We start from the raw sequence: 15,825 nt of genomic DNA, 5'->3' as shown, positions 1-15,825 counted from the left end.
AGAGATGGCTGCTTTTTTCATTCAAGAATTAAGATATTACAAGTCCGCCATCAACACCAATAATCTGTCCTGTAATCCAACCTGAATCTTTGTCGGCCAAATTAACCACCCAACTTGCTACATGATCTGTCACACCGCGACGCCCAAGGGGAATCATCTTACGCTCTTGTTCCTTCACCTCATTGATCTGGTCCTCGTTAAGTCCCATACGTTCACGAAGAAATGCCGTTTCTACCGGTCCGCTAGCGATGGCATTCACACGAATTCCAAAATCTATCACTCATAAAAAGAGCAGCCCCTTTTCGCCTAGGTGCTGCTCCCAAGTTTATGAATCATGCCATAGAATTCGGTCACTTACTTCCTTACATCAAGTAAGCGTTCGAACCGGCGAGCCAGCTAGATAGGCTCTAATATCCTCTACCACATCTCTATAAAAAGCCTGATAATTCGATTCGGAGACATAACCAATATGCGGTGTAGTAAGCAAATTCGGTAACGATCTGAATTTATCGTCTTTCGGCAGCGGTTCCACCTCGAACACGTCTACTGCGGCGCCTGCGATCCATCGGTTTTGCAAAGCCTCGGCAAGAGCTTCCTGATCTACGATAGGAGCACGGGACGTATTAATCAAGTACGCTGAAGAACGCATACGTTTAAGATCTGCCGCGCTGATCAGCCCTCTAGTCCTGTCGCTGAGGACTAGATGAATCGACACAAAGTCGCTGCTGGCAAGCAGTTCCTCCTTCGAATTAGCGAATCTCACGCCAACTTCATCGGCTCGCTCTTGCGTCAAATTCTGGCTCCATGCCACGACGTCCATGCCAAAAGCTTGGCCAAACTTGGCGATCTTGGTGCCAAGTTTGCCAAGGCCCAGTACGCCAAGTGTCTTGCCGTACAAATCCGTTCCAATCGTGCTCTGCCACTGACCGCTGCGAATAGCGTTATGCTCTTGCACGATGTTGCGTGCAAGCCCTAGAACCAAAGCCCAAGTGAGCTCAGCGGTTGCATTGCCTGCGCCACCCGTACCGCAAACGGTGATGCCTTGTGCCGCAGCAGCTTCTAAATCAATTGACGCATTCCGCATGCCTGTTGTAACAAGCAGCTTTAAGTGAGGAAGCCGCTTAAGGAGAGATGCACGGAAAGGAGTCCGTTCGCGCATAATCACGACGATTTCGCAGTCAGAGATTTGCTCGACAAGCTCATCCTGTTGATCGATATGCTGATGGATGCTTTTGACTTCCACTTGGTCCGTAATCGTTGACCAATCTGCAGCCTTTAAAGCCACTTGCTGATAGTCGTCTAATATTGCACAGCGAAGCTTCATTAGGTAAGTGCCTCCTTCATCGTACATGTAAGTATACCAATTTCAAGTATATTCCTGTCTCGAGCACCTTGCAAACCATGCGCAAGCTTAACGTTCATTTCCACTGAATAAAATAGACACTGACCACAATGAAGTGTCAGTGTCTATTCCTAACTTATCTACCTACCGTCATCGGAGATATCGCCCAATCGGGCGAAACGCCACGCAAACCGATGCGCCCGTTAAGAAACGCATTCGGATCGGTCCAACGGAGCAAAGGCTCTTTACTTGCATCTGAAAAAACGGCAATCGTTGGTCCTTCCAGCTTCACGGTAACCTTCCGGGTTTGGCCAGGCTCAAAGGTTAGCGAACCGGTGGCTTCTTCCACGGCATTTTCATAGCTGACGCGGCTTAGATTAACTTTACCGTTACGAAACGAAAGCGCATAACCCATGAACGCATCTTTGACCTGATCTTTGAACTCCGATTCATTTGTCGTCCTCAGCAGTATGCCGGCCTCGTCCGCAGTAGCTTTTTTCATGGTCAACTCAAAGCTGACGGTATAGTCCGACCAGCCCCATTCACCGCCGAAACGGTTGACAAGCCCTACTTGGTTCGGTTTAACAACCGACTGCTCTTGGACCGGCACGGTTAAATTCGCTTCCACATACCTAAGCGTAATCTCGCCTTTTAGTTGGTGCAGAGACAACCATTGTGTCCCTTGCTTCAGCTCGAATACCCCCAGCGGTATTTTCGTCCAATCCGAATCGGCTGCAAAGAAAGTGGAATCGAGCTTTATTTTCTTCGTCTCTCCATTCGTCTCAATCAGTACTGTCGACCCTGCTGATGCCTTGGATACATTCACTGCCAACAGATAGCTGCCATCCTGCCGAATATTGACTGGGTATCTGAGCCCATCGCCCTTACCAGACAAGCTTATGGCATCACTGCCGTCCGGAGTAATTCCTGAAAGGATATCCGGACTCCCCTCTTGAACACCATGAACAGCTTCCATCGTACCTGGCATCGGTTTTACAACTTTTCGATCACTGCTGCCGTACGATTCATTCGAAAAAGCCGTGTAATGTAAACTTGGTTGCGTTCCTGGCGGCCACACGTAGCCAATACGTCCTGCCTTCGCCACCTCACCGGTTTGTTCGATCTTGAGCAGTCCATCCCAATAAATCATCGTACCAGACATTCCTGTCTCAACGCGGATTGTATGGAGTTTCGTAAGATCAGTGCCCTGTGGCAGCTTCTTCGTGGAAACAACCGTTTCACTGCCATTCACACGCTGGATGAGCGCAAGTTCCATCGAAGCACCATTCAAACGTGCCGCCCAGTAATTCTTCGAATCGGTGTAAGCGAATAATGTTTCCAGCAAGGTTGGCGCATCATCCTGCTCTCTCACTTGAAAATTGTACTCGGCCGTATAATCGCTGCCAGTGCCATTTCGAGTCAGCAAGGTCTCGCCACCATCAGTTGAACTGATCTTCTCCCATTTGTCAGCGGAAGGCGCTGCACCTGGCTCATCTCGGAATTCAGGCATTTTGGGCGCTTCCTGGGGTGTTCCATGCGTCGGTCCTAACACGGACATCTTATCGCCGTTGAATACAAGCCGATCCAGATTCATTTTGCGGACGGGTGGTCCTTCCGCAGAGCGTCCTATCAGGTTGTGATAGACGATATAGTATGAATCCAGATTCGGTCCCATGACAGTTGCACTATGACCAAGGCCATTGAAATCGTTCGCCGTGGAAATCAGGATCGGATTATTCTCAGGAATGGTATAGGCGGCAGCGGGAGATTCATGATTAACGCCGTAATTAACGCGATAGCCTTTGCTGAAAACGTGATTACCCGTGTATGTTATGAAATAACGTCCATTTCGCTTGATGATCATCGAACCTTCCGTCCAGTGCCCTAAGGAAGCGTTCAATTGTTTTCCCGCATCAATTGTAAATGGATTGAACATCGAACTTATCATGATACCGCCGAATTTGGCGTGAGTAAAATACCATTTCTCATCATCATCGATAAAAACAGAACCATCAATCGTGAAGCCCAGATTATCCGTCTTTTTCACGAATGGTCCGGTAGGCTTGTCACTTTGTAAGACATAATGTCCTTTGCCCGCCGGCGAAGTGTACATATAGAACGCTCCGTTCCAATAGACAACTTCCGGCGCATAAGCCCCCTCACTGACAGGTTCCTCCGTAACCAAACCTTCGTATCGCCAATTCACTAAATCATCCGAACTCCAGGACTTAACGCCAACTCTTCTGTCCTTCGTGCTGCAATATAAATAGTATTTACCGTTAAAACGCAGAATGTATGGGTCTCCAATGCCGTAATCCTCCCATTCCTGATCCAAAACAATGGGATTCTGGTAGGTTTGACCCAAGGTTACCTCCATCCTGTTCGCCTCCTCCCGCCCCAGAAGTTGGAATTGCATAACAACTGCCACAATGACCAGGACTGCGGCACACATTGCTAGCGCTATGATCCATGCTTTTTTCCATCGCAATCGGTTATCTTTCCTTCCCATTAGCGATCGATTTCTAATACATAGATAGACGATGCTCTCAATGGACAGCTCACTTGCGATTTCATAATCGCCAGATCATGGGATTTGCAGACTACGGTTTCAGGATTTAACGCATCGTTAATGCTTTCATAATGATCCGCAGTGACTTCCAGTAAGCTAGCAGTGCCAGTTTCAGCAAAACCGTTAAGCTGAATATCTGCGATCGTATCTTCGAGACCTCGATTCACGATAAAAATAGTCAGCTTATCCCCCTGAGCATTCGTACAAGCCACAACATCCAAATTCGGCAAAACGTCCAAATGAGGAACTTGAATCGGGCTGGTTACTTGAAAGCTTTCGCAATCGGTATGGGTTTCAACAACATAGCCGAGATCACGGTTCGCATACATTTTCATGACATAATAGGTTGGTGTGCCGTAAATGGTTAAGGAATTTTCACTTCTTCCGGAAGATTTCCCTCGAAACTGGTCCGCATAGAAATCACCTACGCGAATGCATCCGCCAAGCCAACCATTCACTAGGTCCGAGAAGCTGCCGATCTCTATCAAATCGCTATTTCGGAGAAATTCATTCAAATTCGCTGCATTCGCCACGGCTGCTTCAAGTGTGTGTTCGTTAGGCAGACCTTTGCGAATCGTATTCGGATAATACATGGTATTGTATTCCGTAACAGCTAATTTAATATGAGCAAACCGATTAGATGAGGCGAACAGTTCCCTTGTTTGACGTACGGTTTCTCTTGTCCATTCGGGAAAAGAAACGATAGCTTTGTAGCGATCTTCTCTTAATGTGCTGTGATTCATTCCAAAACGGTTACACCCGTGATACAAATGTAAAGTTAAGAAATCAACGTGTTCGGCAGCTTTTTCCAGTAAGGTTTTGTTCCAATCCATTTTGTCATGACCGCAGGCAAGCAATTTAATCTCGGGATCGGCCGCTTTCATGGATTCGGCAAATCGCGTATAACGTTCTGCGAATTCCTCTGCTGTGCAATGACCTACCTGCCATGCTCCCCATACTTCGTTCCCGATCTCCCAATATTTCACGTCATATGGCTCGGGATGCCCATTAGCCGCCCGAAGTTTCCCCATCGGTGTATCCACGCCGCCATTGCAATATTCTATCCACTCCGCTGCTTCTTCAGGAGTGCCAGATCCATCATTTACACAGATAAGCGGTTCTACCTTCAATTCCCGGCAAAATGCAATAAATTCGTCTGTTCCGAAATACTTATTCGTCCAGCCACCCCAAGCTTCGTTAATAACTGCAGGGCGCTCATAGACAGGACCGATAGCCTGCTGCCAATGATAGGCACTAATATAATTCCCGGCAAGCCGCATCATGCCGGCATTCAAGTCCCTTGTCATCTCCATCACTTCTTTGCGAACATTGCCTACGCTATTAGATGGGAGCAGCGAAATATGATCCAACCAAAGCATCCCCGTGGAAACATGATCCAACCAGCGTTCATGCTCTGAGGGTACATATATTCTGAACTCAGCGTTCTCACAGGTACGCTGTACTTGGAGACGCGCTTCATAATGCTTCCAATTATGGCTTTCAAGCTTAATTTGTGTATGTCCGAGCACTTCGCCACTCGTTTTATCCACGATTTCCGCAATAACGAATTTGATTTCTATAGAAGCTCTTGCATACAGCGCAAGCAAATAGCCTGTTTGATCTTGTTGGACGGCAATCGTTTGCCTAATCCCGGCATATCCCTCGTCATCGCTATAAATTCTAATCCGCTGACTATGACCGGAGTGATGAGCTGCCGCAGGTTCAAGCCCATACAGTGTACTTTTCCCATTTGTAAAAGGACGCCAGTTTCCTGAAAGTCCCCTGTACGCGACATCCATACTTTCAAAATCCATATCTCTCAGCGGATAAGCCAGCATGGCATCCATATGATCACGAATATCCTCTACAAAATGACCGAATATATAAGGATTAATTGGACTAGTACCAACTTGATTTGTATTCACTTGAATGCTAGCTCTAGATTGTACCATAAACGCAACGCTTCCTTTCACGTTCTATCCTTTTAATGAGCCAATCATAACGCCCTTTACAAAATGCCGTTGTACAAACGGATACATCAACAATACCGGCAAGCTGGAAATGATGATAACCACATATTTAATGCTTTCAGCTAATAATACTTTAGATTCAAGCCCAACGTTGCTATCGGCTGCATCCGATTGACTAACCATGAGCACTTCACGCAGCACAAGCTGCAGCGGATACAAATCTTTACTGCGAATATAGATTAAGGCGTTAAAATAGGAGTTCCAATGACCAACAGCGTAGAAAAGGATCATGACGGCCATAATCGGTTTCGATAACGGTAAAATCACATGGGTCAACAGCTTCCAGTTCGAACATCCATCGATATTTGCAGCTTCCTGAATCTCCCATGGAATACTGGTTTGAAAATACGTTCTCATAACAATTAGGTTATACGTGGCAATTGCGCCAGGGATGATCAATGCCCACATCGTATCCACCATGCCTAAATTTTTTACAAGGAGATAGGATGGAATGAGTCCCCCGCTGAAAAACATCGTAAGCGTAACGAAAAACATGATCCCGCCACGTCCAGGCAAATCCGGTCTTGATAGCGGATAGGCGGCAAGTGTCGTCATCACCAGGTTGATTGCTGTACCGATTAACGTATACAGAATCGTATTTCCGTAACCGTTCCAAATCTGATCGTTATGAAAAACGTTCCGGTATGCTTCTAACGTGATTTGCTTAGGCAGCAAGATGACATCACCATTCAGCACTAGTGCGGGATCGCTGAAAGAGGCGCTTACGATAAAGATGAGCGGATACAATACGATAACTACAATTAAAGCGGCCAGTACATTTACAACAGCATCAAATACTCTCTCATCCGAGCTCCTTTTTGTGAGCGTTTGCATCTGCATCACTCGGCTCCTCCTACCATAAACTTGTTTCCGCCTTTTTACGGGCAAAGCGATTCACAAGGATCAACAGCGCAAGGTTGATCAAGGAGTTGAACAATCCTATAGCAGCTGTATAACTGTATTCGCCTTTCAAAATGCCCGCCGAGTAGACGAAAGTGGAAATGACATCGCTGGACTCCAAATTCAAATTATTTTGCATGAGCAAAATTTTCTCAAACCCAACATTCATGAAGTGTCCCACATCGAGGATCAATAAAATGACGATAACCGGCAGAATACCCGGAATAGACACGTGCCAGATGCGACGCAGCCGGCTTGCTCCATCCATTTTTGCGGCTTCGTACAGCTGCGGATTGACTCCACTCAAGGCAGCAATATAAATGATTGATTGCCAACCCATATTTTGCCAGATATTAGAACTGATAAAAATCGACTTGAACCATGCCGCAGAATCGAGAAATCGAACGGGTTCTCCCCCAAACGCCTCAATGATCGAATTCAACGGACCGCCTTGTGGAGATAAAAAGAGCATCAGCATTCCCACCATTACAACGATGGAAATAAAATGCGGAATGTACGTAATGTTTTGCACCACTTTACTGAAGGTTTTATTGCGAATTTCTGTAACCAGCAAAGCGAGCAGAATCGGAATCGGAAATGCAAATAATAAGGAAAATAAATTAATAGAAATCGTGTTCCACAGGAGTCTCCAGAAATAATAAGATTCAACGAAACGTTTGAAATGATCAAGCCCTACCCAAGCACTTCCATTGATTCCCTTTGCCGGACTGAAGTTTTTGAATGCAATCTGCAGGCCGTATAACGGCCCGTAGTGGAACACAAGATACCACACAATGGGAATGAGCAGCATAAGATAGAGATCATATCGACTGCTCACAGCTTTCAAGAGGCTGGAGCGCCTCGATTTGGGTCGAGACGCAGTGCCTGCTGTATTTGCCGTACTGTTCATCTGTCGTCCTCCAGCCGTCAATCCTTATTTTTGCTGTTTGAGTTTATCGTAAGCATCTTGATACAGTTTCTGAAGCTCGTCAACTTTCATTTTCTTCAGTGTGCTCTGAAACTCGCCCCACTTATCGAAACTCAGTGCACCCGCGATAAACTTCGTGCTCTGCTCCTCGTAATATTTATCAATATCGTTACGCAAAATATTAATTTGCTGAGCTGTTTGCTCGTCAAACATCGGCGATGCATAGCGAATCTTCGGCATGTACGGATCCAGTTTCTTTTGAGCTTCCTGAACCTGAGGTGGATTAATGTAAGAAGCGACTTTCTCACTAATCAGGTGCGGAGCTCCGCCTCCAGCATAAGGGGTGATTTTGCCTTGATTACCGGAATTCAGGAAAGCCTCCGTATAAAATGGAATCCCATCTCGCAATTCATAGTTCTCACCCTTGCGGCCGAAACGCAGCAACGTAGATCCTTCGTCGCCATAGAAATAATCAACCCAACGAAGCGTTGCTTCAGGATTCTTGTTCACTGAGGTGATCGCAAAAGCACCGAAATCCCTAGGCACCGGAGCCGCCAGCTGCAATCTGTCACCGTGCGGACCTTTTACTGGAGCTACACCAATATATTGATCCGCCACTTTCGTATCCAGCATCGGATTATTCGTCTGATCAAAGAAGAAACCGGTATTTCCCGTCCCTTGCTTAGCCAAATACTGGGCTTCCTTCTGCGTAAATAGCTCTGAATCAAGCAATTTCTCGGAATATAACTTATTTAAGTACATTAATAATTCTTTATTTCGATCGCTGCCCATCCAAATATTCACTTTGTCATTGTCCAAGTTAATGTTATATCCTAATTGGAAATCCAATCCAAAGGATCCCGCCATAATAGGAACGATGCTAAGGCCGTTACGCGCTGTCATCGGGATTTCATCCTGTTTGCCGTTGCCATTCGGATCTTTATCCCGGAAAGCTTTCAGTACCTCGTACAGTTCGTCCGTCGTCTCAGGTTCTTTCAGGTTCAGCTTCTTCAGCCAGACTTGATTCATCCAACGTTTATCCGTTCTGGCAGCGTTTACAGTTACGATACCAGGCAGGGCATAGATGTGACCCTCAGGCGTCGTTATCGCAGAACGAATTTCCGGATATGTATCCATCAGCTTTTTGATATTTGGCGCGTACTTATCAATCAAACTCTCAAGTGGAATCAATTGACCTCCTGAGCCGTATCGAATTGCCTCTAATGGTGTCAAACCTGAGCGGTACAAAGCATCAGGGAGTTCATTCGAAGCAAAAAGCAGGTTCTTTTTCTCATTAAAGCCATCCGTTGGCGCTTCAATGAACTCGACTTGAATGTTGCTCATTTTCTCGTAATCCTGAAACACCGGCATGTCTTTAAATGGTCCGTTGACAGGTGCAATGCGAGTGAACATTTTCAGCTTCAACGGTTCTTTAACAATGGGAAATCCTTCTGCAGATGTATGACTTGAAGTTTCACCTTTGGATTTGCCTTCTTTCTCTGTACTTGGCTTATCCGTGCCGCAAGCCGATAACGTCAAACTGGAAACAACTAAAGTTGAAAGCAGTACTGTCCCCCATTTTCTTTTCATTCTTTCTTTCCTCCGTTCATGTTGTTTTCCCCTTGTTGGAAAGCGTTTTCTAAGGGTTGATCTCATTATAAAGAATGATTTCATCCTGCTGATTCAACATATATGACATTTCATTCTACTTTTTTGATGTTTTCAAATGATCGATATAGGCTTGCGGCGTCATCCCTGTTATGCTTTTAAACACTTTAAAGAAGTATGTATAGCTCAAAAAGCCAACCTCACTGCTTATTTGCTTGAGCGCGTAAGCATCGGATTCCATGAGCATGCAGCTTTTTTTAATGCGGACGCGATTGATATATTCCGTGAAAGTCATTTGCGTTTCCTCCTTGAACAATCTGCTTAAGTAGGACGGATTTAGATTGAGCGCACCGGCTGTGCTTTCCAAGGAAATGTTGGCGGCATAGTTATCCGAAATGTATTGAACCGCTTTGCCAATATGACGTGAATAGGATCCCCCGGCTTGCTGTTCCTTAATGATATCAACCATCCGTGCGTAGTACGACAATACCCACATCTCGAATTCGGAAACACTGCTCATCCGCCCAAATTCATTCCGAGTAGGGACTAGCTGCACATCTTCCCTGGCGATATGTGAAAATTGCCGTTTCAGCGACATCTCTATGAGCCGAAGCAATTCACTGACTATGGTTTGTACCGTCATAGCGTAGATGGGCTGATGTTTTACAGTGGCAAAGATGGTTGTAATGGTATGGCGGATCCTGTCTCCATCGAGCTGCTCCAGGTAGAGAAGCAGTTGCTTCTTCTCTTCTATAATCAGAGCATCTCTTAGCGTCGCAGGGTGCATACCTTGATATAAAATATCATTCATCTCTTGATCGGCCTTGCGATAACTGGCGACAAGCTGCTTTAAACTCCCGCTTCGAGGGCCAATGATACAGACACATTTCAAATTAAGAAATTTCTCCAGGGAATGCGAAAGAGCGCTCACAGCTTGATTAATTTGGCTCGTTACCGCAAGTTCACTTCGCTCCTCGAATGAAAACAAAATAATAAATCGTCCCTCCCCCACGTAACCTACCGTTCGTTTCTGAACGTCTCCAATTGCCATTTGCATAACATCCGTCGCTTGCTGTACGAACCTATTTTTCTGAACATCATTCAACATCTCCGTCACTAACAGAAACGGTACGATTTGCACGGCAGCAGTTCCATAATTGACGGAATGTGTGTAAAGGTCATTCTCTTTGGCATAAGCCAGTAAAGATTCTTCAGCACCTTCCACATTTCTAGCCAAATTCGCCACATGCTCGCGAAGTATTACCGGGCTTAGGCTTTCAATGATTTGAGTTTGCACGCTGCGTGCTTTATGCTCCCGCGCTTCACTCTGCAGCTCCATAACGGCTCGATCCAGAAGCGCCAAGAGTGCGCTAGCGTTCAAGCGATGTTTGAGCAAATAATCCATGGCTCCATTCATCAAACAAGTACGAACATAATCGAAATCGTCGAAGCTGCTCAGCATAATCATTTTAACCATCGGAAATTGCTCTTTGATTCGGCGACTTAGTTCTACCCCATTCATCGTTGGCATGCTCACATCCACAATGGCAATGTGAGGCGTATTCTGCTCTATCATTGAAAGGGCTATAGCGCCGTTCTGCGCTTCTCCGCAAATGGTGAATCCATGTTTTTCCCAGTCCAGCATTCCCTTCACATCGTTGCGGGCTAACGCTTCATCGTCAACCAATAAGACCTCAAACATCTTTCACCCCTCCTGTTCACTTCACGTTATCATTGGAAATCTGATTTGCACTGTCGTATATGCATCAGGTTCACTATCTAGAAAAACTCCGTATGGCTCTCCGAAAAGACGAACAATTCGCTCATGTACATTGCGCACTCCCATGCCGCTAAAGCGTGTATTTGTGTTCGCTTCGAACAGCGCCTTGATCTGATCCTTCGACATCCCTTTGCCGTTATCTCGGACATCGATTCTCAATTCCTTGTTCTCCTCATAGATACGAATCAACACTTCGCCCTCGCACTCCGAGCCGGAGAGCCCATGAATAATGGCGTTTTCCACAAGAGGCTGGAGCATCAGTTTCAACACGCTAAGCTGCAAAAGCTCATCATTTTCAACTTCAATCATCAGATGGACGGGTTCTACATATTTGTATTTTTCAATGGTCACATAGCTACGGACATACTGAAGTTCTTCTTGCAGTGTAAGAAATTCATTCGTATTTCCAAGCACACCGCGCATGAGCTCAATCAAAGATTCGGATACTTCCACAATGTTCGGTACCCCGTTTAACTTAGCTAGATATTTCACTGTATTCAGTGTGTTATATAGAAAATGAGGACGAATTTGAGCCTGCAGAACAGCCAATTCCGCTTCACGTTTCTCCTTTTCCGTTGTCATGATTCCCTCAAGTAAACGTTTTAATTGTTCCACCATGCTTTTGAAAACTTGATACAGCTGACCGATTTCATCCTTGGAATGGATTTCGACAGTCGGCAGCGACATATTGCCTTCCATGACATGCATCATCATCGATCTTAATCTGCGAATGTCCCTCGTCATTCGGGAGGAGACCTGTAAGGTACCAATGACAATGATGATAAAAACGAAAATAGATACGGTCGCTAACATATGACGGATTCGTGCCGTTTCGGTTAATAGCGACTTCATGGGTACGAGCGCAAGCGTAGACCACCCTGTATACTCTGATTTACGCATGACGACGAGATAAGAGGTTTGGTTAATGATCCTTTCAACCGAACCGTCCGTACCGTTAAGTTCCTGATTGAGCTTCATGATCGTATCTTTATCAAGAGCGCTTGTGCTCGGTTGATAAATAAACTCGTTTTTCCTGTCTACGACGTATAACATACTATCCGATGTAGGTTTAACATCATAAATTTTTCTAACAATTTCATCATTCAAATCAAACATGACCATACCGATTAAATTCCGGTTATAGCGGAGTTCACGCCCGGTTACAATCGAATTATTAAAACCGGTTTGATGAAAATAGGCGTGGCCCGATCCATTTTGCAGCAAATTTTCCATCATCGGAGTGAATAAAATGTTTTTGTCGAGCCACGGGGAACCCACAAAAAACACCTTTTCATTTAAGCCTATTACAGCAACCCGCGAGATGTACGGCTTATAGGCAATTAGAGCGGATAAAAACTCCTCGATTCGTTTTTGTTCCTGAAACCACTCGAAGCTCGGTTCCTCCGTCTTGCTAAGGAGTGTATCCAGCACGGTTTTATTCGTAGCAACAACTGTGTTTAATCGGCTTACTTCTTCTAATCGGAGATTCAAGGATTCGTCTGCCTGGCGGATACTTTCCGTCACAGACGTGATCGCATTGTTCTTGACCGTTTCTCTCATATACAAATAAACGATGCTCGTCACGGCCACGATGCCCAGCAGTGTTACTAAACTGAAGGCGACGAAGATTTTCCCCTGAATGCTTACCGTAGGTGAAATTAACTTCTTCAAGGAGGAAAACTTCATAGGTAGGTGCTCCCTTCTACTGCGCTTAGATTAGAAAAAAACATGAACCCTGCCCGGCAGCCCGAGCTTGATTCATGCTTTTATATTACTCACAACTAGGCGTTATGCATAGCCCTTGTCCATCTTCCTCCGCATCAAGAAGAACGATTCCCGGGCGCGTCCGGAAAGGTGCCGTGCGATCGTTCCCAAAAAAGGTGGACCAAAGTCTGCCGTCTCGATCGATAAACATCGTTCCGTGACCTCCATGAGGCACCCCCACGCGTCTTGGCGTATACGGGCCGTAAATGTGATCCGCTACGGCATACATCAAATCATAGGTGCCGTCTACCCGTTTGTCGCCGTTCCATTCCGCCGCACCAAGGATATATTTCCCTTGATATTTAACGATAAAAGCACCTTCATAACCGACGCGCTGCCCGTCTGAGCTCAGCAGCTTGCGGGGCTCTTCCGCGAATCCCGTCATATTCTTTTTCATTCGGGCTATTTTCCCGTCCTGCCAGACAAAGTACACCTCGCCATCGCTATCCTGGAAAAAGCTTGAATCAATATCCGTATTCGTCATGCGGCCCATATCGATATAAGGACCTTCGGCGTGTCCGGACACGCTTTTGATTAACCCGGTGCCTCCGCCTTGTAGGGAATACGTAATCCAGAATGTCTCATATAAATAGATCATCTCAGGTGCCCAGAGACACGGATTCTCATAAATATGGTTCTCCCATGTGCCGTTCTCGGATAAATCCCACACTTTCGCAACATGATGCCACTCCTGCAAATCAGATGACCTCCATAAGTGCAGCTGATTATTCCTGTCCCAGAAGTTGCGATGCGGCTTATCGGATGTTCCTGTCATATAATAAGTGCCATCAGGTCCGGTACTGATATGAGGATCTCGAATTGGAAAATCAGCGACAGGTTTGAGACCGCCCACTGCACCCTTCTCCAGCACAACGGCTTCTGTCGGTCTAATGAAACCAGGACTGGCAAAAGTCATCGGAACGACAGCCGGATAATTTTCAACCAAGGAATATTCGCCACTGCCTGTAAATGAAGCATAAAGCTGTTGTTCGGGCCCATCGAATAGACTTATTTGCCCGCCATGGGGAAGTGCCAAATATCGCCTGCTGTAGGGGCCATAGATGGATTGACTTACAGCAACAAAAGTATCCGCAGCCTCGCTGCCCATTCGAGTAAAACGATCGGCACAAAACATGGCATAGGTTCCATCTTTTTTGTATACAAAAGCACCATATGCTCCGACTTGCGAAGTGCCCATATACGAAGGATCATCTTCTCGTCCTGCGACTTTCCACGGCTGCACCGCAATCATCCTCGGAACTTCGGTTAAACCGGTCATATCCTCATTCATACGAGCAATTCGACCATGGCTATAAATCCAAAAGACAGCTCCGTCTTCATCTTCAAATAACGAGGCATCCTGCCCATCCGTTGTCATCTTTCCCATATCTTCGTATGGCCCCAACGCGGAATTCGACGTGCATCTAAGCAATCCGGTACCGCCTTGGGTTAACCCGTATGTAACCCAAAGCACTCCTTTTACATAGCGTATTTTCGGCGCGCAAATACCAGCTGTGCCTGTCCCTTCTTTTTGCCATGTCCCCTCCAGCTCTAAGTTCCATACGCTTACAGGTTCTGTCCATGTTTTCAAGTCCGTCGAAGTCCACACCAGCACATTAACGCCATCAACCGTTCCCGTCAAATAGTACGAATGGTCCGGTCCCGTACAAATACTCGCGTCCTTCAAAGGAACATCGATCAATCGTTCTATTCTTACCGCATTTTCTGAATAGCTGATGCAGGCAGCCCATTCCGTTTCTGGATGTGGAGGCTGTATGATAAAGTCGTTGTTCATTGGATTCTTCCTTTCCTAATTGCCGTATGCCTAAGATAAGTATACCGTGCTTTTTCCTAACTCTTAATATAGAAAGCTGCCTATGAGGTGAGGAAAACGGACATTGAACAAATCACGGCATATTTTCAGGAGAGTAGCCATAATAGTTGCGAAAAGCTCTTGAGAACGAATATAGACTCGGATAGCCGACACTATAAGCGACCTCTGTGATTGTCCGATCCTTTAAAGATATTAACGCCGCAGCCTTTTCCATTTTGAGACGGTATAAATAACGATTTGGCGATACGCCGATCCGCTTCTTGAATATATCAGAAAAGTATGATCGATGGACTCCTGCCTCTTCAGCAACTTCTTTGATGCTGATTCCTTCCAACGCATGCAGCTGCATAAAATCAAGGGACCGCTTTAACCAAGGAAGGTCATCTACGTTGTTCGTTTTCTCATCGATTATTGTCTTGCCCCCTTTCATAAGGATAGCAAAGATTCCATACAATTGTTCCTGAAGTCCTGTTGAAAAGCCGATGTCCTCCGCTTCATCCGGTTGATCTGAGATGAACTGCAGGAAAGCATATAGTTTTGTCCAGATTTCCCGGCTGCATCTTGCACGTAATACGGGAGTCGTTTGTGTTAATCCAAGCGAATGCAGCAGCTGTAAAGCCTGTGGACCTTGAAAAGCTATCCAAACAAGCTTTAAGGTCTCTTTTTGTTCGTAGATACGGTAGGAATAGGATTCATCCGGGAAAAAGCAGCAAAGATCATTCGGTTGAAGAATCGCTTCCCCGCTTTCGGATTGAAGAAGTAATTGACCTGCCACTACGAAGTGCAGACTGTAGCATTCAATTCTTTTAGGCCCGACCTGATAGTTCGGTTTGGCAACGTTATGCCCAACACGAATACACCACAAGCCGCTCATTTTTATAAACTCATTGGGATTTAAATAATGGTGTTGTGCATATTCGTGGGGAAATTCCTGCATCGCAGATCCACCTCCAGACTTGATAGATGACTTTAAGATTATCATACCTAACAAAATGTTAAACGTATATGCTTCTATGATATTTTAAATACGACATCTTTCCCTTATTCTTAATATAGAATTTCGAAACATG

At 45.6% G+C, this 15,825-nt stretch carries 11 protein-coding genes; all 11 read right to left on the bottom strand.

Going from position 1 to position 15,825, the window contains the following annotated elements:
- Nucleotides 1-28: 28 nt before the first annotated feature.
- Nucleotides 29-280, bottom strand: coding sequence for an SDR family oxidoreductase (locus PCH02S_RS15185; protein WP_127454383.1), 252 nt, complete (start codon nucleotides 278-280; stop codon nucleotides 29-31).
- 87 nt (nucleotides 281-367) lie between these two features.
- Nucleotides 368-1,324: a D-2-hydroxyacid dehydrogenase family protein gene (locus tag PCH02S_RS15180; protein ID WP_127454381.1), complete on the bottom strand. Its 957-nt coding sequence runs from the start codon at nucleotides 1,322-1,324 to the stop codon at nucleotides 368-370.
- A 154-nt stretch (nucleotides 1,325-1,478) separates the two neighbouring features.
- Complete coding sequence (locus PCH02S_RS15175) at nucleotides 1,479-3,719, bottom strand: family 43 glycosylhydrolase (RefSeq protein WP_246069089.1); 2,241 nt, start codon at nucleotides 3,717-3,719, stop codon at nucleotides 1,479-1,481.
- Nucleotides 3,720-3,850: 131 nt separating this feature from the next.
- On the bottom strand, nucleotides 3,851-5,863 hold the full coding sequence (locus PCH02S_RS15170) for an alpha-L-arabinofuranosidase C-terminal domain-containing protein (protein WP_127454379.1): 2,013 nt from the start codon (nucleotides 5,861-5,863) through the stop codon (nucleotides 3,851-3,853).
- Nucleotides 5,864-5,887: 24 nt separating this feature from the next.
- On the bottom strand, nucleotides 5,888-6,781 hold the full coding sequence (locus tag PCH02S_RS15165) for a carbohydrate ABC transporter permease (RefSeq protein WP_127454411.1): 894 nt from the start codon (nucleotides 6,779-6,781) through the stop codon (nucleotides 5,888-5,890).
- A gap of 13 nt (nucleotides 6,782-6,794) precedes the next feature.
- A complete protein-coding gene (locus PCH02S_RS15160; protein WP_127454377.1) occupies nucleotides 6,795-7,751 on the bottom strand; it encodes an ABC transporter permease in 957 nt (318 codons plus the stop codon).
- Between the two features lie 24 nt (nucleotides 7,752-7,775).
- Complete coding sequence (locus tag PCH02S_RS15155) at nucleotides 7,776-9,359, bottom strand: extracellular solute-binding protein (RefSeq protein ID WP_127454375.1); 1,584 nt, start codon at nucleotides 9,357-9,359, stop codon at nucleotides 7,776-7,778.
- Nucleotides 9,360-9,474: 115 nt separating this feature from the next.
- Nucleotides 9,475-11,079, bottom strand: coding sequence for a response regulator (locus PCH02S_RS15150; RefSeq protein WP_127454373.1), 1,605 nt, complete (start codon nucleotides 11,077-11,079; stop codon nucleotides 9,475-9,477).
- A gap of 21 nt (nucleotides 11,080-11,100) precedes the next feature.
- The gene (locus PCH02S_RS15145) at nucleotides 11,101-12,843 is read right to left on the bottom strand and encodes a cache domain-containing sensor histidine kinase (protein WP_127454371.1); all 1,743 of its coding nucleotides are present in this window, start codon (nucleotides 12,841-12,843) and stop codon (nucleotides 11,101-11,103) included.
- Nucleotides 12,844-12,928: 85 nt separating this feature from the next.
- Nucleotides 12,929-14,716: a family 43 glycosylhydrolase gene (locus PCH02S_RS15140; RefSeq protein WP_127454369.1), complete on the bottom strand. Its 1,788-nt coding sequence runs from the start codon at nucleotides 14,714-14,716 to the stop codon at nucleotides 12,929-12,931.
- Between the two features lie 112 nt (nucleotides 14,717-14,828).
- Nucleotides 14,829-15,692, bottom strand: a complete 864-nt coding sequence (locus PCH02S_RS15135; protein WP_164819577.1) for an AraC family transcriptional regulator — start codon at nucleotides 15,690-15,692, stop codon at nucleotides 14,829-14,831.
- Nucleotides 15,693-15,825: the final 133 nt, after the last annotated feature.

The organism is Paenibacillus chondroitinus NBRC 15376 (assembly GCF_004000765.1).
Taxonomy (GTDB): domain Bacteria; phylum Bacillota; class Bacilli; order Paenibacillales; family NBRC-103111; genus Paenibacillus_E; species Paenibacillus_E chondroitinus.
Note: the sequence above shows the minus strand (reverse complement) of the source record. Positions and strands in the feature narration are given on the sequence as shown.